The organism is Sphingomonas psychrolutea (assembly GCF_014636175.1).
In the GTDB taxonomy this organism is placed as follows: Bacteria; Pseudomonadota; Alphaproteobacteria; order Sphingomonadales; family Sphingomonadaceae; genus Sphingomonas; species Sphingomonas psychrolutea.
Map to the genome: position 1 here is coordinate 28237 of NZ_BMDW01000014.1, position 19458 is coordinate 47694.

20 protein-coding genes are annotated in these 19458 nt (G+C 63.9%); 12 read left to right on the top strand and 8 right to left on the bottom strand.

Annotated elements, in window-relative coordinates:
- Nucleotide 1 precedes the first annotated feature (1 nt).
- The 3 genes from argC to IEV62_RS11920 are packed head-to-tail and all read right to left on the bottom strand — an operon-like array spanning nt 2 to nt 1588.
- Nucleotides 2-931: an N-acetyl-gamma-glutamyl-phosphate reductase gene (gene argC, locus IEV62_RS11910; protein WP_188447740.1), complete on the bottom strand. Its 930-nt coding sequence runs from the start codon at nt 929-931 to the stop codon at nt 2-4.
- On the bottom strand, nt 928-1230 hold the full coding sequence (locus IEV62_RS11915; RefSeq protein WP_229733077.1) for an SH3 domain-containing protein: 303 nt from the start codon (nt 1228-1230) through the stop codon (nt 928-930). The genes argC and IEV62_RS11915 overlap by 4 nt, the downstream gene beginning before the upstream one ends.
- Before the next feature lie 10 nt (nt 1231-1240).
- Nucleotides 1241-1588 carry a MarR family transcriptional regulator gene (locus IEV62_RS11920; RefSeq protein ID WP_229733079.1) on the bottom strand — a complete coding sequence of 116 codons (348 nt, stop codon included), beginning with the start codon at nt 1586-1588 and terminating at the stop codon, nt 1241-1243.
- A gap of 238 nt (nt 1589-1826) precedes the next feature.
- Here IEV62_RS11920 and secG point away from each other — a divergent pair, with 238 nt between their 5' ends.
- The 3 genes from secG to IEV62_RS11935 all read left to right on the top strand — a co-directional run bounded on the left by secG (nt 1827) and on the right by IEV62_RS11935 (nt 4278).
- A complete protein-coding gene (gene secG / locus IEV62_RS11925) occupies nt 1827-2228 on the top strand; it encodes a preprotein translocase subunit SecG (RefSeq protein ID WP_188447861.1) in 402 nt (133 codons plus the stop codon).
- 95 nt (nt 2229-2323) lie between these two features.
- Complete coding sequence (gene pyrG / locus IEV62_RS11930) at nt 2324-3958, top strand: CTP synthase (RefSeq protein WP_188447744.1); 1635 nt, start codon at nt 2324-2326, stop codon at nt 3956-3958.
- Between the two features lie 101 nt (nt 3959-4059).
- Nucleotides 4060-4278, top strand: coding sequence for a hypothetical protein (locus IEV62_RS11935; RefSeq protein ID WP_188447746.1), 219 nt, complete (start codon nt 4060-4062; stop codon nt 4276-4278).
- A 39-nt stretch (nt 4279-4317) separates the two neighbouring features.
- Here IEV62_RS11935 and IEV62_RS11940 read toward each other — a convergent pair whose 3' ends face one another.
- Nucleotides 4318-4788 (bottom strand): Hsp20 family protein, encoded by a 471-nt coding sequence (locus IEV62_RS11940; protein ID WP_188447748.1) that lies wholly within the window; start codon nt 4786-4788, stop codon nt 4318-4320.
- A gap of 261 nt (nt 4789-5049) precedes the next feature.
- Between IEV62_RS11940 and IEV62_RS11945 the strand changes: the two genes are divergently transcribed.
- From IEV62_RS11945 to IEV62_RS11980, 8 genes are all read left to right on the top strand, one after another.
- Nucleotides 5050-7473: a TonB-dependent receptor gene (locus IEV62_RS11945; RefSeq protein WP_188447750.1), complete on the top strand. Its 2424-nt coding sequence runs from the start codon at nt 5050-5052 to the stop codon at nt 7471-7473.
- A 502-nt stretch (nt 7474-7975) separates the two neighbouring features.
- Nucleotides 7976-9226, top strand: a complete 1251-nt coding sequence (locus tag IEV62_RS11950; protein WP_188447752.1) for a lipoprotein-releasing ABC transporter permease subunit — start codon at nt 7976-7978, stop codon at nt 9224-9226.
- Nucleotides 9219-9893 (top strand): ABC transporter ATP-binding protein, encoded by a 675-nt coding sequence (locus IEV62_RS11955; RefSeq protein ID WP_373868590.1) that lies wholly within the window; start codon nt 9219-9221, stop codon nt 9891-9893. The genes IEV62_RS11950 and IEV62_RS11955 overlap by 8 nt, the downstream gene beginning before the upstream one ends.
- Nucleotides 9890-10480, top strand: coding sequence for a GNAT family N-acetyltransferase (locus tag IEV62_RS11960; RefSeq protein ID WP_188447753.1), 591 nt, complete (start codon nt 9890-9892; stop codon nt 10478-10480). Before IEV62_RS11955 ends, IEV62_RS11960 begins: the two co-directional genes overlap by 4 nt.
- An 11-nt stretch (nt 10481-10491) precedes the next feature.
- Complete coding sequence (locus IEV62_RS11965; protein ID WP_229733081.1) at nt 10492-10971, top strand: glutathione peroxidase; 480 nt, start codon at nt 10492-10494, stop codon at nt 10969-10971.
- Nucleotides 10972-11028: 57 nt separating this feature from the next.
- Nucleotides 11029-11328: a GIY-YIG nuclease family protein gene (locus IEV62_RS11970; RefSeq protein ID WP_188447867.1), complete on the top strand. Its 300-nt coding sequence runs from the start codon at nt 11029-11031 to the stop codon at nt 11326-11328.
- Between the two features lie 127 nt (nt 11329-11455).
- On the top strand, nt 11456-15115 hold the full coding sequence (gene dnaE / locus IEV62_RS11975) for a DNA polymerase III subunit alpha (protein WP_188447755.1): 3660 nt from the start codon (nt 11456-11458) through the stop codon (nt 15113-15115).
- A gap of 44 nt (nt 15116-15159) precedes the next feature.
- On the top strand, nt 15160-16743 hold the full coding sequence (locus tag IEV62_RS11980) for a long-chain fatty acid--CoA ligase (RefSeq protein WP_188447757.1): 1584 nt from the start codon (nt 15160-15162) through the stop codon (nt 16741-16743).
- Between the two features lie 9 nt (nt 16744-16752).
- Here IEV62_RS11980 and IEV62_RS11985 read toward each other — a convergent pair whose 3' ends face one another.
- Nucleotides 16753-17046, bottom strand: a complete 294-nt coding sequence (locus tag IEV62_RS11985; protein ID WP_188447759.1) for a DUF167 domain-containing protein — start codon at nt 17044-17046, stop codon at nt 16753-16755.
- A 72-nt stretch (nt 17047-17118) separates the two neighbouring features.
- Entirely contained in the window at nt 17119-18192 is a 1074-nt protein-coding gene (locus IEV62_RS11990) for a PA0069 family radical SAM protein (protein WP_188447761.1), read from the bottom strand.
- A gap of 57 nt (nt 18193-18249) precedes the next feature.
- Between IEV62_RS11990 and IEV62_RS11995 the strand changes: the two genes are divergently transcribed.
- Complete coding sequence (locus IEV62_RS11995; RefSeq protein ID WP_188447763.1) at nt 18250-18588, top strand: VOC family protein; 339 nt, start codon at nt 18250-18252, stop codon at nt 18586-18588.
- 9 nt (nt 18589-18597) lie between these two features.
- Here the strand turns inward: IEV62_RS11995 and IEV62_RS12000 are convergent, their stop codons facing one another.
- Together IEV62_RS12000 and moaB are read right to left on the bottom strand one after the other, a co-directional pair.
- Nucleotides 18598-18930, bottom strand: coding sequence for a hypothetical protein (locus tag IEV62_RS12000; protein ID WP_188447765.1), 333 nt, complete (start codon nt 18928-18930; stop codon nt 18598-18600).
- On the bottom strand, nt 18927-19454 hold the full coding sequence (gene moaB / locus IEV62_RS12005) for a molybdenum cofactor biosynthesis protein B (RefSeq protein WP_188447766.1): 528 nt from the start codon (nt 19452-19454) through the stop codon (nt 18927-18929). Before moaB ends, IEV62_RS12000 begins: the two co-directional genes overlap by 4 nt.
- Nucleotides 19455-19458 lie beyond the last annotated feature (4 nt).

Below are 19458 nucleotides of genomic sequence, written 5' to 3' on the forward strand. Positions count from 1 at the left end.
GCTAAAGCGTTAAACCGGCAACGGGATCGAACCCGGCCATGATATTCAGGTTCTGCACCGCCGCGCCAGCGGCACCCTTGCCGAGATTGTCGAGCGTGGCGATCAAGCGGGCCTGCCCCGTATCGGCGTTGCCGCACACGCGCAGCGTCAGCCGATCGGTTCCGGCATCGTCCTCGATCCGCGCCACTGTGTCTTCGCCGGAGCCGATGCGGATTACCTTGCTGTCGACATAGGCCTCGCGCAGCACCGCTTCGCACACGTGCAAGGTCGGGCGACGCGTGAACATGTGCAGCGGCAGCCCGATTTCGACGATCATGCCGCGATAGGTGTTGGCGACCGAGGGCATGAAGATGGGCGGATGTTCGAGCCGGGCGTGCTTCTGCATCTCGGGCACATGCTTGTGCGCGAGGCCCAGCGCATAAGCGTGCGCCGCTGGGGGTGGATTGACGCCTTCAAAGTCCGCAATCATCGTCTTTCCGCCGCCCGAATAGCCCGACACGGCATTTACGCTGACCGCCCAATCGACCGGCACCAGCCCCGCACGCACCAATGGCCGGATCAACGCCAGAAACCCGGTCGGATAGCAGCCGGGATTGCTCACCCGCTTCGCCTCAGCGACGGCGGCGCTCTGGAACGGCTCGAGTTCGGGGAAACCGTACGTCCAGCCATCCGTCGTGCGGTGCGCGGTCGATGCGTCGATCACGCGCGTGCGATCGTTGGCAATCAGCGCGACCGCCTCGCGCGCAGCATCGTCGGGCAGGCACAGAATCACGAAATCGCTGTCGTTGAGCGCTTCAGCGCGCGCCGCCGGATCCTTGCGCCGCGAATCGTCGAGTTCGATCAGCGATACGTCGGTGCGCCCTGCCAAACGCTCGCGGATTTCGAGTCCGGTGGTTCCCGCCGCCCCGTCGATGAAGAGCGAGACGCTCATGCGCTCGGCCAGGACAAGGCATCTGCATCGACATAGCCGACCAGATCATGCGCGGGGGAGCGGCCCCAGGCGCGGCCTTTCACGAATTCGAGCACTTCGAAAACCTCGCCGATCGCGAGGTCGGCCAGATCGCCGGATTGCAAGTCCACCCCCGTCCGCAAAGGGGTCGCCGAAACGACAACCCGTTGAACCGATGCCGCATAATGCGGCGCAAAGACGCGATCCGCGAGGCGGATGTCGGCGAGATCGCGCCGCACGGCGTTGTGCAGCGGGTCCAGCGGGACCGAGGCTCCCCGCAACGCGAAGCTGTTACGCGGCGGCGCTGCGGACGGCGCGAGCGGGAGCGCGTCCGTTGGTCGATTGTGGCGTGCTGTCGCCGATGAACTGTCCGAAGTCGTCAAGAAACTCTGCCCCCTCGGCGGTACGCGCGACGAAGATGTTGCGCTTGTCGTTGTCGTCGCGTTGACGGCGCAGATAGCCCAGGGTGCCGAGCCTGTTCAAGGCGCGCGTGACAACCGGTTTCGAGACGTTGAGCATCGCAGCCAATCCGCGCACCGTATGCGGCCCGGGTTTGAGATAGACGACGAGCAGTAAGGCCATTTGGCGGTTGGTAAGATCGGGTTCCCCCGAACGAACGTAATCGACGAGCGTTCGCATCCATTCGGAAAGGGCATGATCGGAGGTTAAAGCCACGGTAAATGTCCGCAAATAACTCGGCACATCCCCACAATCGGGGATCTTCCTCAAGCCCTAACGCGCCGAATGCCATCAGGTTTCAATACGGTGTCGAAATGTCGGGGCGAACCGGCGGATGTCCGCAGCGGTTGATCGGACGCGGCACCTCGCCTATGTGCCCGGCTTCGCTGCACGCAGCATCAAGGATTCAGCCCGCTTCATGTTCCTTTTCCAGTTCCTCCTCGTCGTCCATGCCGTCATTGCGGCCGCGCTCGTCGGCGTCATCCTCGTGCAGAAGTCCGAAGGCGGCGGGCTCGGCATGGGCGGGAGCCCGTCGGGACTGATGTCCGCGCGCGGCGCAGCCGATTTCCTGACGCGCGCCACATCGATCCTTGGGGCGTCGTTCATCGCGCTCAGCATCGTGCTGGCGGTATTGGCGGCGCAGGGACGCAGCACCAAGATCGACACATCGCTCGCGCGGGGCGCTTCAACCACGGCGCCGGCGCTGCCCGCGCCGGCGGGTGATCCAAATGCCGCGCCGTTTGCGGCCGGCGCGCAAAGCGCGTTGCAGAACCAGGCGGCACCGCCCGCCGATAACAATACCGTCCCGCTCGCCCAATAAGCCGTTCGCGGTCCGCCGAGGCCGCGCAGTTTTCCACAATCGCCGGAGTCGCGCGCTTGCCGTGCCACCCCGCTTGACGCTAGGCCTTTGCTCCCATGGCGCGGTTCATTTTCATCACCGGCGGCGTGGTTTCCTCGCTCGGCAAGGGTCTTATGGCGGCGAGCCTCGCGGCGTTGCTGCAAGCGCGCGGCTATCGCGTGCGAATTCGCAAGTTCGATCCGTATCTTAACGTCGATCCCGGCACGATGTCGCCGTACCAGCACGGCGAAGTCTATGTCACCGACGACGGGGCGGAGACCGATCTTGATCTCGGCCACTACGAACGCTTCACCGGCGTCGCATCGCGCCAGTCGGACAATGTCACCTCGGGCCGGATCTATCAGCAAATCATCACGCGCGAACGGCGTGGCGATTATCTCGGCGCAACGGTGCAGGTCATCCCGCACGTGACCGACGCCATCAAGGAATTCGCGCAGGCGCAGACCGAGGATCTCGATTTCGTACTATGCGAAATCGGCGGGACGGTCGGCGATATCGAATCGCTCCCCTTCATCGAAGCGATCCGCCAGCTGCGCAATGATCTCGGTCGCGGCAATTCGGTCAGCATCCACGTCACGTTGGTGCCCTACATCGCTGCGGCGGGCGAGCTGAAGACCAAGCCGACGCAGCATTCGGTCCGCGAACTCGCCGCCTTGGGCGTACAGCCGGATGTGCTGGTGTGCCGCTGCGAACAGCCCTTGCCTGAAAGTGACCGCGCCAAGATCGCCTTGTTCTGCAACGTGGCCAAGGAAGCGGTCATCCCGGCGCTCGATGCCAAGAGCATCTACGCGGTCCCGGTGCAATATCATCAGGAGGGGTTGGACGACGCCGTCCTCAACGCCTTCGGCATCCTGCCCGGCAGCGCGCCCGACTTAACACGCTGGACCGACATTATGGACCGGCTGACCAATCCCGAGGGTGAAGTGACGATCGGCGTCGTTGGCAAATATGTCGGACTGCAGGACGCATACAAGTCGCTCAACGAAGCGCTCGTCCATGGCGGCATCGCCAACCGCGTGAAGGTCAACATCGAATGGATCGATGCCGAACTGTTCGAGGCCGACGATGCCGATATCGCCGCGCGACTCGAGCCGATGCATGCGATCCTCGTCCCCGGTGCCTTTGGTGAGCGTGGTGCCGAGGGCAAGATCGCCAGCGTCCGCTTCGCGCGTGAACGCGATATTCCGTATTTTGGCATCTGTTTCGGGATGCAGATGGCGTGCGTCGAGGGCGCGCGCGATCTCGCTGGGATCGCGGCGGCATCCTCCACCGAGTTCGGCCCGACCGCGGAACCGGTCGTCGGCATGATCACCGAATGGATGTCGGCCGAAGGCGTCCAGACGCGCGAAGCCGGCGGCGATCTCGGCGGGACGATGCGGCTCGGCGCCTATCCCGCCACGCTCGACGGCAATTCGGTCGTCTCCAGCATCTACGGCGGCACTGACATCTCCGAACGCCATCGTCATCGCTACGAGGTCAACACCGCGTATCGCGAAGCGCTGGAAAAGGGCGGCCTGGTGTTCAGCGGCATGTCACCAGACGGGATGCTTCCGGAAATCGTCGAGCGGCCCGACCATCCCTGGTTTGTCGGCGTGCAATTTCATCCGGAATTGAAGAGCAAGCCGTTCGACCCGCACCCGCTCTTCGCGAGCTTTATCGGGGCGGCGGTGCGGCAGTCTCGACTCGTCTGACACGCGACGAATCGACAAGTTGCGAAGAACACACGGAATGATCCGTTTGTGCACTCGGCCCGAATATGGGACAATCGCTCCTCCTATTTGAGGCGTGTAGCGTGGAAGAAAAGCCGGTCCAGGACCAAGCGAGCGATGTGGAATCAGGTGACAATGCCGTCCACATGCAGGGACCTGCGGATGTCGACGTATCGCTGACACCGCGAGCCGCGCTTGAGACCGCGCGACGTCTTGGTGAGGCTGCGGTCGAATCGATCATAAATCATGCGATCGACGACCAAGAACTTAAAGCGGCAGGATTGACGCCGGATCGGAAATAAGGCCGCCCGGATGGCTCCGGGCGGCCCGATGCAGCGGTGCTACGCCGCCTGCGCTGCACCCTGATCCTCGACCGCGGCCAGCGGCGCGCCGGTCTTGATCGCGATCGTCTTGGGCTTCATCGCCTCGGGCACTTCGCGGACCAAATCGATGGTCAGCAGACCGTCGTTCAGCCGCGCATCCTCGACCCGCACGAAATCGGCGAGTTCGAAGCGGCGCTCGAAGCTGCGGTTGGCAATGCCGATATGCAGAAACGCCCCGGAGGTTTCGTCGCTCGCCTCCTTGCGGCCCTTCACCTGCAGCAGATTTTGCTGCGCGACGATCTCGATCTCGTCACGGGCAAAACCGGCGACCGCCAGCGTGATCCGGAAATGGTCGCCATTGAGCCGTTCAAGGTTGAACGGCGGATAATTGTCCGCGCTCGATTGGCGTGCGCTGGCCTCGAGCATGTCGAACAGCCGGTCGAACCCGACGGTCGAACGGCGATAGGGGGTCAAATCGAACTGACGCATTGATCGTCTCCTCATCAAGCGAGTTTGCATCTTCGGGCCAAGGTCCATTGAAGTGCGACCGGCCCGGTGCGGCCCATTGCGGCGCCACACGTCGCGAATTTGGTTCGTCTCGTCGTCGGTTCAAGGGGCGAAACCGCAGATTTTCGTTAGGCTAAAGCCGAACTTTCGGGCCCGAAAGATTCATCCCCCGTGATAATCCCCCTAATCGATAGGCATTATGCAGCGACTCGGGGAAGTGCCCCGGTACCCTAGGGGATCTTCATGCTCGCGCATTTGCCGCTCATCCTGCTCGCTCAAGCCACCACCACGCCCGCCCCCCCGCAACCGGCTCCCGCCGAACAGCCTGACGCAGGCCGGCTCGGCACCGCGCAACAAAGCGGTGGCGGCAGCGGTGACATCGTCGTGACCGCGCGGCGTCGCTCCGAAACGGTGCAGACCGTGCCGATCGCGATCTCGGTGCTCGGCGGGCAAGCGCTTGCCGATGTCGGCGCGTACAATGTCAACCGCATCACGCAGCTCCAACCGAGCTTGCAATTCTATTCGACCAACCCGCGCAATTCCGCCGCCAACATCCGCGGTCTCGGCGCGCCCTTTGGCCTCACCAACGACGGGATCGAACAGGGCGTCGGCATTTATGTCGATCAAGTCTATTACAGCCGGATCGCCTCTGCGACGTTCGATTTCACCGATACCGACCGGATCGAAATCCTGCGCGGGCCGCAGGGTACGCTCTACGGCAAGAATACGACGGCGGGCGCGATCAATATCTATACGCGCAAGGCGAATCTGACCGGGTTCGAGGGCCGGGTCGAACTCACCGGCGGCAATTACGGATTTTTTCAGGGGAAGGCGTCGGTCTCGGGTCCGCTGATCGACGACAAACTTGCGATCCGGCTGTCGACGTCGATCACTACGCGGCAAGGCACGATCTACAACACGCGGATCAACGAATTTCAGAACAGCCAGGACAATCAGAGTTTCCGCGGGCAGCTGCTATGGAAGCCGACCGACACGCTCGATCTGACGCTGTACGGTGATTACAACGCGCAGAATCCACGCTGCTGCGTGCAATATTACGTCCGCACCGGCGCGACGCAGCGCCCGCTCAGCCGGCAATATGCCGCGCTGGCGGCGGCCTTCGGCTATAGCGTACCCTCGACCAACGCGTTTGACCGCGTCACCGATCTCGACACCGTCCCGCTCGCCAAGCAGAAGCTTGGCGGCACCTCGCTCGTCGCCAATCTCGATCTCGGCGCTGCCACGCTGACCTCGGTCACCGCCTATCGCTTCTGGGATTGGGTGCCGAGCAGCGATCGCGATTTCATCGGGCTCCCGGTCACGACCGTCTCCGCCAACCCGTCGCAGCAAAGCCAGTTCAGCCAGGAACTGCGGATCGCCTCGAACGGCAAACACACGTTTGATTACGTCGCGGGTGCCTTCTATTTCTATCAGAAGATCGATACGCAAGGCCTGCAAGTCCAGGGTTCGGCGGCGAGCCGTTTCCTGCTCAATCCGACCAGCGCCAATGCCAGCAATCCGGCGGTGTTGAACGGGCTGACCGCCGTCAACACGATCGGCTTCACCAACACCAGCGCCGCCGTGTTCGGCAAACTGACCTGGCATGCGAGCGACGCGTTCCAGATCGCGGGCGGCCTGCGTGTCAATTATGACAAGAAGGACGGATCGTACGTTTCGGTCGTGACGACGGGCGCCGGCAGCGCAACGCTCAACAGCGACCAGCGCGGCGTGCTCGCTCCGCAAAGCTACGCGCCGCAATTCGACAAATGGAACGTTTCAGGCGACATCACCGCCGCCTACACCCTTACGCGCGATATTCATGCCTATGCGACCTATGCGCGCAGCTATAAATCGGGCGGGATCAATCTGTCGGGCTTGCCGCTCGACGGCGCGAACAACCCGATCCTGTCGGCGGCGACGGTCAAGCCGGAACAGGTCAATCACTATGAGCTGGGGCTGAAGACGCAGTTCTTCGACCGTCGCGCCACCGTCAATTTCGCGGCGTTCTGGACCGACATCTCGGATTACCAGGCGACCGTCACCAATGGCCAGCTCGGCGTGCTGCGCGGCTATCTCGCCAATGCCGGCAAGGTCCGCACGCGCGGGATTGAGATCGACTCGGCCTTCCGCCCGACCTCGCGGTTCAGTCTGTACGCCAACGGTGCCTTTACCGATGCCAAATACGTCAAGTTCGTCGACGCGCCATGCCCACCCGAACTGTCCGGCGGCACCACCGCGGCCGCCGGGCAGACGCCGAGCGCGGCGGGGACCGCCGGCGGGATCAGCCCGCAAAATTGCGATATCTCGGGGCAGCGCTTGCCCGGCGTTTCGAAATGGGCGTTTTCGTACGGCGCGGAATATGACATTCCGCTGCGGATCGCGGGTACCGACGGGCAAATCTATCTCGGCTACGATGGCAGCTATCGCTCGAAATTCTCGTCCAATCCGTCGCCTTCGGCTTATACCAATATCGATGGCTATGCGCTGAGCAACTTCCGGCTTGGTTTCAAGACGAAGGACAGCTTCAACGTCTTCGGCTGGGTGCGCAATGCGTTCGACCAGGATTATTACGAGGTGCTGGCGATCCAGTCGGGCAGCACCGGGCTGGTCGTCGGGCAACCGGCTGATCCGCGCACCTACGGGCTGACGGTGAGTAAATCGTTCTAATTCCCTCTCCCATTGGGAGAGGGAGGGAGGAGCGAAGCGACGGAAGGGTGAGGGCAGGGGGACATCGAAACGCCGGTGCTGCCCTCACCCAACCCTCTCCCACAGGGAGAGGGTTATAAGCGCCGGTCGGCAAAGCCGCCGTCGGCCGGATCGCTGGCGCGTCCGCCGTCCGGTTTGGGCAATCTGCGGCGCAGACCGGCGCGCAGCGTGCGCGCCTTCGCCCAAATGCAAACGTCCGGGCCGTTTCCGACCCGGACGCCTGCGTGACGATCGCTCGTCAGCCCCCATCTCGCTCTCGCGACCAGCCTGTGAAGGCGGCGCTGAAAGCAATCCCCGAACCACGGCCGTTGCCTGTGTGTCAGTGACAAAAGCGTTAAGTCTGAGTGCGCGGCTTGTCATGAGGAATATGGCCGGAGCGAGCCGATTACGGCGCTGCTGTGGCGATTGCGCAACACGCGGGCAACAGTTGCCAGCGCTGCAGCCGCCGCTTAAGGCGCGAGGCATGTTCCTGTCCCGCTATGAACGCATGATCGCCCGGCGCTATCTCCTGCCCGGCAAGGGCGAGGCGTTCATCCTGATCGTTGCCGCCTTCAGCCTGGGCGCCGTGACACTCGGCGTCTTCGCGCTTGTCGTGACGATGAGCGTGATGAACGGCTTCCGCGCCGAATTGTTCGACAAGATCGTCGGCCTCAACGGCCATGCCGTGGTGCAGGCTTACGGCGGTCAAATGCGCGATTGGCGCGATATCGTCAAACTGTCCGAGGCGACAAAGGGGGTGACGAGCGCGACCCCGCTGATCGAACAACCGCTGATGACCACCTATAACGGACGGGTCGAGGGCGTGTTGCTCCGCGGGATGCGCGTCGCCGATATTTGCACCAACAAGACGATCGGCAGCAAAGTGGTGATGGGTTCGCTCGCCTCGCTGACCCCGGGCAGCGGGCGGATCGCGATTGGATCGGGCCTTGCCGATTCGCTCGGCGCGGTCGTCGGCAGCCAGATTTCGCTGATCAGCCCGCAAGGCCAGACGACGCCGTTCGGCACCGTCCCCCGGATCGTGCAATATACCGTCGGCGCGATCTTCACGATCGGCGTGTCGGATTACGACAAGATCTACGTCATCATGCCGATGGAGGACGCGCAGACGCTGCTGATGCTCGGCGATTCGGTCGGCATGGTCGAATTGCAGACTACTGACCCCGACCGCGTCGGCCAAATCCTCGCGCCGCTGTCCGACAAGATCGGCAACCGCGGTGTGGTGCAGGACTGGCGGATGATGAACGCGCAATTGTTCGAGGCGCTGAGCGTCGAGCGGGTGGTGATGTTCTGCCTGCTCAGCCTGATCATCCTGGTGGCGGCATTCAACATCGCTTCTTCGCTGATCATGCTGGTGCGCGCCAAGACTCGCGACATCGCGATCCTGCGCACGATGGGCGCGTCGCGCAACGGGTTGCTGCGCATCTTCATGACCGTCGGCACGACGATCGGCTCGCTCGGCATCGTGCTCGGCCTGCTCCTCGCCGGCATCGCGCTCACCTTCCGGCAAGGCGTGGTCGATCTCATCCAGCGGATCAGCGGACAGAATATCTGGGACCCGCAAGTGCGCTTCCTGACCGAACTCCCCGCCAAGACCAACCCGGTCGAAGTGGTGGCGATCGTCCTCATCGCTTTGCTGCTGACCTTCCTTGCCACGCTCTACCCCGCGTTCAAGGCAGCGAGCACCGATCCGGTTCAGGTGCTGCGCTATGATTGATTCTGTTCTCGACGTTGCGGGCCTGACGCGCAGCTTCAGCCAGGGCGGCGAGACGATCGAAGTGCTGCGCGGGGTCAATCTCCACGTCGGTCCGGGCGAGATCGTCGCCTTGCTCGGCCCCTCGGGCTCGGGCAAATCGACGCTGCTGCAAGCCGTCGGCTTGCTCGAAGGCGGGTTTGGCGGATCGATCAAGATCGACGGCGAAGAGGCCGCGCGGCTCGATTCCGACGGGCGCACACGGGTGCGGCGCGACAAACTTGGCTTTGTGTATCAATTCCACCATTTGCTGCCCGATTTTAACGCAAGCGAGAATGTCGAACTCCCGCTGCTGATCCGCGACGCGACCCGCGCACAAGCGAAGGACCGGGCGGGGGAGTTGCTCACCGCACTCGGCCTCGGCCACCGCCTGACGCACCGCCCGAGCCAGTTGTCGGGCGGCGAACAGCAACGCGTCGCGGTCGCCCGCGCGCTCGCCAATCGCCCCGCGCTGGTGCTGGCGGATGAGCCGACCGGCAATCTCGACGAGGCGACCGCCGACGTGGTCCTCGCCGAATTTCTGCGATTGGTGCGCGGCGAAGGCTCGGCTGCGTTGATCGCGACGCATAACGAGCGAATGGCCTTGAAAATGGACCGTGTCGTGCGGTTGCACGAGGGGCGGCTCGCGTGAGCGCGTGGGAGGTGCAGCCAACGCTCGTCGGCCAGCACGTCACTCTCCGCCCGCTCGTCCTCGCCGACCGCGACGCGCTGATCGCAGCGGCGGCGGACGGTGGGTTGACCGAACTCTTCTTCACCAACGTATCGGGCCTGTCCGACCCCGATGCCTTCATGGCGGCAACCTTCAAGGAACGCGATTTCGGGCGGGCGATGCCGTTTGCGGTCGAGACGCCGGAGGGCATGCTCGTCGGCCTGACCCGCTACATGCGGATGAGCGCGGTGCATAAGCGGCTCGAGATCGGCGGGACGTTCTATGCCAAGTCGGTGCAGCGCAGCGGCGTCAATACCGAGGCCAAGTTGCTGCTGCTGACCCAGGCGTTCGAGGTGATGGGCTGCAACGCGGTGCAGATCCGCACCGACTGGTTCAACAAACGCTCGCAAGCCGCGATCGAACGCCTCGGCGCCAAGCGCGACGGGGTGCTGCGGAACCATCAGGTGATGGATGGCCGGGTGCGCGATATTGTGGTGTATTCGATCATCGCCAGCGAATGGCCGGGGGTGCGGCAGAATTTGCGCTTCCTGCTGTCGCGCCACGATTAGGGGGAACAAACATGACCACGATCACCGATCTGACCGTCAAGGCCGCCGACGGCACCCCCGTCGACCTTTCCACCTATGCCGGCAAGGTGCTGCTGATCGTCAACACCGCCTCCAAATGCGGCTTCACCCCGCAATATGAGGGGCTTGAGGCGCTGCACCGCACGTTTGCCGGGCAGCCGTTCGAAGTGCTCGGCTTCCCGTGCAACCAGTTCGGCGCGCAGGAACCGGGAGATGCCGCAGAAATCGCCACTTTCTGCTCGCTCACCTATGACGTGACCTTCCCGGTCTTCGCCAAGGTCGACGTCAACGGATCAAACGCCGATCCGTTGTTCGTGGAATTGAAGAAGCAGGCCCCGGGTTTCCTCGGCACCGAGGGGATCAAGTGGAACTTCACCAAATTCCTGGTCGGCAAGGACGGCAAGGTGGTCGAGCGGTATGCGCCGACGACCAAGCCTGCGGAGATCGAAGCGGATATCGCGAAACTGCTGTAGTCGGCACCTCGTCACCCCGGGCTTGACCCGGGGTCCCGCTCTTTCGATACTATAATGATGGGACGCGAGCGACAAGGCGGCTGGGTCTACATCATGACCGATCGTTATCGTGGCACAATGTATGTGGGTGTGACCGCGCATCTTGCCGCGAGGGTGCATCAGCATCGCTCCGGAGACGGTTCCGATTTTTGCGCACGCTACGGCTTGGTCCGATTGGTCTGGGCTGAGCGCGGTGACGACATCGTGTCGTGTATCGAGCAGGAGAAGCGTCTCAAGCGCTGGCGTCGGCAGTGGAAGTTCGAGCTGATCGAGCGCGGCAATCCGGACTGGCGCGACCTGTTCGATCTATTGGTTTGACGGCGGAAGCGGGACCCCGGCTCAAGGCCGGGGTGACGACGGCGTCAGTCGCAGCCGGCTGAAGAACGTCCCGAGCGCCACCATATGCCGCCTTCCCGAATCGCGTCCGCCACCCCATAGTCCCACGATGTCCCATTCCGGTTTCGTGCCCCTCCGCATCTTTTCATCTTACACCATGCTCGATGGCGCGATCGAGCCCAAAGCCATCGCAAAACGCGCGCAGGAGCTGGGTTTTCCGGCTGCCGCGTTGACCGATCGCAACGGTCTGTATGCGGCGATGGCGTTCTCTGATGCGGCGCGCGCGGCCGGGGTGCAGCCGGTGATCGGCACGATGCTGGGCGTATGTCGTCCCGACATGCCTGAGGCGGCGACGCCGGTGCTCGACTGGATCGCGCTCTATGCGCAGGACGAGGCGGGGTATCAAAACCTCTGCGCGCTCGTGTCGATGGCGCATCTCGGCCGTCCGCTCGATCTCGCCCCGCATGTCGACTTTGCAGCGCTCGCCGGGCGCACCGAAGGCCTGATCGCGCTGACTGCGGGGCGCGAAGGCGGCCTCGCGCGGCTGTTCGCCGAGGATCAGCCCGACCGCGCGCTGGCCTATGCCGACCGGTTGCAGGCGTTGTTCCCGGACCGGCTCTATATCGAACTGACGCGCCGCCTCGACGAGATCGAGGGCAAGGCCGAGGGCGCGCTGCTCGATCTGGCGTACGACCGCGATCTGCCGCTGGTCGCGACCAATCCGTGCTGTTTTGCCGAGGAGGATTTCAGCGAAGCGCATGATGCGCTGCTGTGCATCGCAAATTCGACCTATATCGCCAGCGAAGACCGCCCACGCAGCTCGCCCGATGCGTGGATGAAGCCCGCCAAGACGATGCGCGACCTGTTCGCGGATTTGCCCGAGGCGATCGCCAACACGCTGGTCGTCGCGCAACGCTGCGGCGTCGCGGCACCCAAACGCGCGCCGATTTTGCCAAGTCTCGCGGGCGATCCGACGGCGGAGGCGGCCAAGTTGCGCGCGGATGCGCATGCGGGGCTTGAGCGGCGGCTGGCGCGGATTGCGGAACTGTCTTCTTCGTCCCCCTCCCGCTCGCGAGTTTCAGGTCGGTCAGTCTCCCAGACTGACCTGAACGATGCGGGGCATCGTTCACCTGAAACTGGGCTAGGGGAGGGCAGTGCCGCGAGCGCGACGCCCAGTCTTACAGCCCCTCCCCCAACCCCTCCCGCAAGCGGGAGGGAAGAAGAACATCAAGACTGGCGCACCCCCTACCGCACCCGCCTCGATTTCGAACTCGATGTCATCATCCAGATGGGCTTCCCCGGCTATTTCCTGATCGTCGCCGATTTTATCAAATGGGCGAAGGACCATGATATTCCGGTCGGCCCGGGCCGTGGTTCGGGCGCTGGCTCGGTCGTCGCGTGGTCGCTGACGATTACCGATCTCGATCCGATGAAATTGGGGCTGCTGTTCGAACGCTTCCTCAACCCGGAACGCGTGTCGATGCCCGATTTCGATATCGATTTCTGTGAAACGCGGCGCGGCGAGGTCATCCGCTACGTCCAGGCGAAATACGGCACCGATCAGGTCGCGCAGATCATCACCTTCGGGAAATTGAAGGCGCGCGCGGTGTTGAAGGACACCGGCCGCGTGCTGCAAATGGGCTATGGCCAGATCGACCGGTTGGCCAAACTGATCCCCAATCACCCGACCGACCCATGGACGCTCAAACGCGCAATCGACGGCGTGTCGGAGCTGCACAGCGAATATAAGACTAATAGCGGCGTGCGCCATTTGCTCGATCTGGCGATGAAGCTGGAGGGGCTGCCGCGCCACAGCTCGACTCACGCCGCGGGCGTGGTGATCGGCGATCGTCCGCTCGCTGAACTGGTGCCGCTCTACCGCGATCCGCGCTCGGACATGCCCGTCACGCAATTCGACATGAAATATGTCGAAGGCGCGGGGCTGGTGAAGTTCGATTTTCTCGGGCTCAAGACGCTGTCGGTGCTCAAGAAAGCGCTCGATATGCTCGCCAGCCGCGGCGTGGTGATCGATCTCGACGCGCTCGAATGGGATGATGAGGGCGTCTACAAGCTGTTGCAAAGCGGCAATACGGTCGGCGTGTTCCAGGTTGAATCCGAGGGCATGCGCCGCACCTTGTCGGCGGTGAAGCCGACCGTGTTCGAGGATATCATCGCGCTTGGCGCGTTGTACCGGCCGGGGCCGATGGATAACATCCCGATGTTCGGCCGGCGCAAGAACGGGCAAGAGGACATCCTCTATCCGCATCCCTTGCTCGAAGGGATCCTGGCCGAGACCTACGGCATCTTCGTCTATCAGGAACAGGTGATGCAGGCGGCGCAGGTGCTCGCCGGCTTCACCTTGGGCGGTGCCGATTTGCTCCGCCGCGCAATGGGCAAGAAGGTCAAGTCCGAGATGGACGCACAACGCGCCGGCTTCGTTGAGGGCTGTCGCACCGTCAACGGGATTCCAGACGCAAAGGCCAACGAACTGTTCGACTTGATCGACAAGTTCGCCGGCTACGGCTTCAATAAATCGCACGCGGCGGCCTATGCGCTGCTGACGTATCAGACGGCGTGGCTCAAGGCGCACCACCCGCACGAATTCTATGCCGCCTCGATGTGTTTCGATTCGGGCCTGACCGACAAGCTCGGCGTGTTCGTCGATGATATGCGGCGGCTCGACGTTGCGATCCTGCCGCCCGATCTCAACCGCAGCGCGGCCGATTTTTCGGTCGAGACAACGTCCGACGGTTTGGCCGTGCGCTATGCGCTCGCCGCGCTCAAATCGGTGGGGGAAGGGGCGATGGAGAAACTCGTCGCCGAACGCGAGGCGAATGGGCGCTTCACCTCGATCGACGATCTCGCCCGCCGCGTCGATCCGCGGATGATGAACAAGCGTCAGCTCGAAACGCTCGCGGCGGCGGGGGCGTTCGATGCGCTCGACGACAATCGCGCCGGGATTTTTGCGTGCGCCGAGACGATCCTCGCGACCGCCGCGCGGATCACCGAGCAGAAGACGAGCGGGCAGGGCGGCCTGTTTGGCACGCCCGAGGCCGCCGAACCGCCGATCAAGCTGCCGGCGTCGGCCCTCTGGACGATGGCGCAGCGGATGGAGCAGGAGCGCGAGGCGTTCGGCTTTTACTTCTCGGCGCATCCGGTCGACCGACATAGCCATCTCGCCAAGCTCCACGGCGCGCGCAGTTTCGCCACCTTGGGTGAGCTCAACATTCCTGACGATGGCAGCCGCGCCGGGGCGACGATGGCGGCGTTGGTCGAGGATGCGAAGTGGCGCACTTCGGCGCGCGGGAAACGCTATCTGATGGCGACGCTGTCCGATCCGTCGGGCCAATTCGTCGCGACCTGTTTCGACGATGCGGTCGCCGCTGATCTGGAAGAAGCGGCGCGCAACGGCGGGTGTGGACTGGTCACGGTCGAACTCGACCGGCGTCCGGGTGAGGAAACGCCGCGCGTTACGGTCAAGCGGATCCAGCCGTTCGAAGCGCTCGCCAGCAACGCGCGGTTCTGTATTGAGCTACGCGTGGAGACGCCCGCCGCGATGGCGGCGCTCGGCGCGATGCTCGCCGATACGCGCGGGGCACGCGGCGAAGTGTGGGCGACGGTGCCGATCGCTCCTGCCAAAACCGCGCGAATTCTGCTCGGGCGGGACTTTCTGCTCGACGGGGAGCTTGCCGCGCGGATCGAAGCCTTGCAGGGTGTTTCGAACGTAGTGTTGAGAACCGCCGAGGCGCGGCTCGCACTGGTGGGATAGCAAAACCTGCTCCCCTCCCGCAAGCGGGAGGGGAGAAGACGGTAATGCTCGGCGGAATGCAGGATTTCGAATTGCGGGTGCCGCGGCTACTCGATCATGCCGCGCGTGAGCATGGCGCGCGTGAAATCGTCACCTATTGGGCGGACGCGACCGAGACTCGCACCGATTGGGCTGGGATCGCACGCGATGCCCGAAAATTGGCGCAGGCGTTCGAACGGCTCGGGCTGAAGCCCGGCGACCGCGTCGCCACGCTGGCGATGAACCACAGCCGCCATCTCGTCGCCTGGTATGGCGCGATCGGCATGGGCGGGGTGATCCACACGATCAACCCGCGCCTGTTCGACGAGCAACTCGTCTATATCGCCAACCATGCCGAAGACCGCGTGCTGTTGTACGATAAACAGTTCCAGCCGCTGGTCGACCGGTTGAAATCGCAATGGACCAGCATCGACCATTATGTGTGTTTCGATGACGGTCAGTTTGAAGATTTGATCGCGGCCGAAAGCGGAGACTATGCTTGGGTCGAGGGACCCGAGCGCGATCCGTGCATGCTGTGCTATACCAGCGGGACGACGGGCAACCCCAAGGGCGTGCTCTACGAACACCGCTCGACCGTGATCCACGCGATGGCCGAAGTCGCGCCGTGGATCTTCAACCTCAGCCCAAGCGCGGTGGTGCTCCCCGTGGTGCCGATGTTCCACGCCGCATCCTGGGGGCTGCCCTTCGCCTGCGCGCTGTCGGGCGCGAAATGCGTCTATGCGCAAGTCAACGATGCGGCGGTGCTGTGCCGCTTGATGAACCAGGAAAAGGTCACGCATACCGCCGGGGTGCCGACCGTGTGGCTCGCGATGTTCGGCCATATCGATGCAACCGGCGAAGTGCCGCGCTTCCTCGAACAGGTCACGATCGGTGGATCGGCCGCGCCGCGCGCGATGATCGAGCGGATCATGGGCATGGGTGTCACCGTCAAGCATTTGTGGGGCATGACCGAGACCTCGCCGATCGGCACCGCTGGCTTCCCGCCGCCGCATTGGGGCGAGATGACGCATGAAGCGCAGCTCGACCATGTCGGCAAGCAAGGCCAGATCCCGTTCGGCATCGAGCTGCAAGTGGTCAATGACGACGACGTCGTGCTGCCGCGCGACGGGCTAAGCTCCGGTCGCCTGCAAGTGCGCGGGCCATGGGTGGTGAAGCGCTATTTCCGTGCCGAAGCCGATGCGGTCGATGCCGATCAATGGTTCGATACCGGCGACGTGGCGGTACTCCACACCGATGGCACGATGCAGATTACCGACCGCGCCAAAGACGTCATCAAATCGGGCGGCGAGTGGATTTCCTCGGTCGATCTGGAAAATGCCGCAATCGGCTGTCCCGGCGTCGCCGAGGCGGCGGCGATCGGCATCTATCACCCCAAATGGGACGAGCGGCCGTTGCTGATCGTGGTGCGCAAGCCCGGAAGCGCGGTGACGCCGGCTGAGATCACCGCGCATCTGAGCCAGCATGTCGCCAAATGGTGGCTGCCCGAGGAGATCGTGTTCGTCGAAGATTTGCCCCACACCGCGACCGGCAAACTATTGAAGACCGAGCTGCGCGCGCGCTTCAAGGATCATGTCCTCGCGGCGGCCTGACCGGCGGCGTTAGCGCGCGATATGGATGACCTTGTCGCGCGCCGTCGCCCCGCGCACCAGGGTGAGCGCGGAGCGCGGGCAACCCAGCGCCTTGACGAGCAAGGCCAGCACTGCGTCATTAGCCTTGCCATCCTCCGGCGTCACGGTCGTCCGCACGTTCACCACGCCGGGCGCGCCCATGGCAGGCAGGCGGATCGCGTTCGTCCCCGCATTGGGGGTCGCGCGGATCGTCAAATGCCCGTGCGCGTCGATCAAGCGTTCGAGATCATCGCGCGGCGGCATAGTGTGCTTGATGCGGCTCATGCCCGCTGCCCTAGCAAAAGCTCGGTCCGACTCCGAGTCACGCTGCGCCGTCGTCTGCCCGGGCGCGATCCCTCAGCCAAACAACTCCCCCTGTGGCCCTTCGGGTGGCCGGAACAGGTCGCTACGCAAGACGATGCGCTCGCGGTTCAGCCCATGTTTACGGCACGCGATCTGAAAGCGTGTCCGGAGTAAATCCGCCCACGGCCCGCTGCCGCGCATCCGGGTGAAGAAGCCCGGATCATTGTCGCGCCCGTCGCGGATCGCGCCGATGATCGCCATGACCTTGCCCGCACGATCGGGAAAATGCGCGTCGAGCCAGGCGCGGAACAGCGGTGCCACCTCCCACGGCAACCGCACCGGGATAAACGAGACCGAGCGCGCGCCGGCCTCGGCCGCGCGTTCGACCAGATGTTCAATCTCGTGATCGGTGATGGCGGGGATCACCGGTGCGATCGAAACGTGCGTCGGAATCCCCGCTGCCACCAGCTTGCGCACCGCCGCCAGCCGGCGTTCGGGCGTGGGCGCGCGCGGTTCGAGCGTCATGGCGATGCGCGGATCGAGCGACGTGATCGACAGCGCAACTGCCGCGAGCCCCTTTGCCGCCATCGCGGCGAGCAGATCGATATCATGCAAGACGCGGTCGGATTTCGTCGTGATCGTCAGCGGATGGTCGGTATCGCTGAGCACCTCGATACAGCCGCGCGTGATGCGCCATTCGGCCTCGATCGGCTGATACGGATCGGTATTGGTGCCAAACGCGATCGGTTGCGCACTATACCCACGCTTGGCGAGCTCAGCACGAAGCAGGGCCGGGGCATCGGGTTTGGCGAACAACTTGCTCTCGAAATCGAGCCCCGGCGACAGATCGTGAAACGCATGCGTGGGCCGCGCAAAGCAATAGATGCAGCCATGCTCGCACCCGCGATACGGGTTGATCGACCGGTCGAAGCCGATGTCGGGCGATGTGTTGCGACTGATGATCGTCCGCGCGCGCTCAACCGTCACGCTGGTGCGCAAGCGCGGCGGCGCGCCGTCGATCCCGGCCTGATCGTCGAGCCAGTCGCCATCCGCGGTGCGTTCGGGCAGATTGAAGCGGTTGCTCTCGCGGTTGAGCGTCGCGCCGCGCTGGGGGCGTTTATCGGCCATTGACAGGCATTACCGGATTTGTGAGAACGTAACAAGAACAATTGGCGGGAGCGATCAATGGCGCGGCTGAATTATCTGGAACTTCCGGTCAGCGACGTCGCGGCGTCGAAGGCATTTTATGCCGCGGCGTTCGACTTCGGTTTTACAGATTTCGGACCGGACTATAGCGCGACGACGTCGGGCGACACCGATCTCGGATTGAATGGCGATCAGAGCCAGTGGACCGCACAAGTGCTTCCGGTGATCGAAGTAGACGATCTCGAGGCGGTAGAAGCGAAGGTCCGGGCGGCAGGCGGTGACATCACGGTACCGATCTTTGCCTTCCCCGGCGGACGGCGCTTTCATTTCCTCGATGTGGCCGGACATGAACTGGCGGCGATGCAAACCGAGGGATGATCGCCGCAGTTACCGGTGCGAGTCGAGATAGGCGCGAGCGTCGTGCGCGGTCGCACAATTCCGGCGTTGGTGCTCGCACGCGCGTTCGAGCGCCTCGACCACCTTGCGCTGCTCGTCGAGAACGTACGGGTCGGCAATGACCGACGGCGAGAAGACATTGCGGACTAGCGGTTTTGTCGATGCGCGGGCCATGCCGGGAGCTCGCTTCGCCGGCTCTGCGGTGGTGGCGTGTTGCTGCCCCAACAGAATGCCGGCGTAGAACAGGGTCACCCCGCCAAGAACGACCAGGCAGCCGACGATCCAGCGACGACCCGCGTGGAGCACCGGCTGGTCATGCGTCACCGCTCCCGCAACCGCGGCATCAGTTCGACGAAGTTGCAGGGCTTGTGGCGGCTATCGAGCTGGCTCGCCAATATGCCGTCCCACCCGTCTTTCACCGCGCCGGTCGATCCGGGCAGCGCGAAAATATAGGTACCGCGCGTGACGCAGGCACACGCGCGGGATTGCACGGTCGACGTGCCAATCGTCTGGAAGCTGAGCCAGCGGAACAGCTCGCCGAAGCCGGGAATCATTTTGTCGGCGACCTGTTCGATCGCTTCGGGCGTCACGTCGCGCCCGGTCACACCGGTGCCGCCGGTGGTGATGATGCAGTCGATCTCAGGGTCGTCGATCCAGCGATGCAGCGTCGCGACGATCAGCGCCACCTCGTCGCGCACGATCTCGCGCGCCGCCAGCACATGCCCCGCCGCAGTCAACCGTGCGACGAGCGTGTCGCCCGAGCGATCCTCGGCCAGCCCCCGCGTGTCGGACACGGTCAACACTGCGATCCGCACCGGAAGGAATACGGCGCTCTCGTCAATCGGCACGATG

Excerpts from the sequence above, each read along its gene's own strand:
- IEV62_RS11945 (WP_188447750.1), top strand. The coding sequence starts at position 5,050 with ATGCTCGCGCATTTGCCGCTCATCCTGCTCGCTCAAGCCACCACCACG.
- IEV62_RS11970 (WP_188447867.1), top strand. The coding sequence starts at position 11,029 with ATGGGACGCGAGCGACAAGGCGGCTGGGTCTACATCATGACCGATCGT.
- IEV62_RS11955 (WP_373868590.1), top strand. The coding sequence starts at position 9,219 with ATGATTGATTCTGTTCTCGACGTTGCGGGCCTGACGCGCAGCTTCAGC.
- IEV62_RS11990 (WP_188447761.1), bottom strand. The coding sequence starts at position 18,192 with ATGGCCGATAAACGCCCCCAGCGCGGCGCGACGCTCAACCGCGAGAGC.
- IEV62_RS11965 (WP_229733081.1), top strand. The coding sequence starts at position 10,492 with ATGACCACGATCACCGATCTGACCGTCAAGGCCGCCGACGGCACCCCC.
- IEV62_RS11995 (WP_188447763.1), top strand. The coding sequence starts at position 18,250 with ATGGCGCGGCTGAATTATCTGGAACTTCCGGTCAGCGACGTCGCGGCG.
- IEV62_RS11920 (WP_229733079.1), bottom strand. The coding sequence starts at position 1,588 with ATGCGAACGCTCGTCGATTACGTTCGTTCGGGGGAACCCGATCTTACC.
- pyrG (WP_188447744.1), top strand. The coding sequence starts at position 2,324 with ATGGCGCGGTTCATTTTCATCACCGGCGGCGTGGTTTCCTCGCTCGGC.
- secG (WP_188447861.1), top strand. The coding sequence starts at position 1,827 with ATGTTCCTTTTCCAGTTCCTCCTCGTCGTCCATGCCGTCATTGCGGCC.
- IEV62_RS11980 (WP_188447757.1), top strand. The coding sequence starts at position 15,160 with ATGCTCGGCGGAATGCAGGATTTCGAATTGCGGGTGCCGCGGCTACTC.
- IEV62_RS11950 (WP_188447752.1), top strand. The coding sequence starts at position 7,976 with ATGTTCCTGTCCCGCTATGAACGCATGATCGCCCGGCGCTATCTCCTG.
- IEV62_RS11985 (WP_188447759.1), bottom strand. The coding sequence starts at position 17,046 with ATGAGCCGCATCAAGCACACTATGCCGCCGCGCGATGATCTCGAACGC.
- IEV62_RS11940 (WP_188447748.1), bottom strand. The coding sequence starts at position 4,788 with ATGCGTCAGTTCGATTTGACCCCCTATCGCCGTTCGACCGTCGGGTTC.
- dnaE (WP_188447755.1), top strand. The coding sequence starts at position 11,456 with ATGTCCCATTCCGGTTTCGTGCCCCTCCGCATCTTTTCATCTTACACC.
- argC (WP_188447740.1), bottom strand. The coding sequence starts at position 931 with ATGAGCGTCTCGCTCTTCATCGACGGGGCGGCGGGAACCACCGGACTC.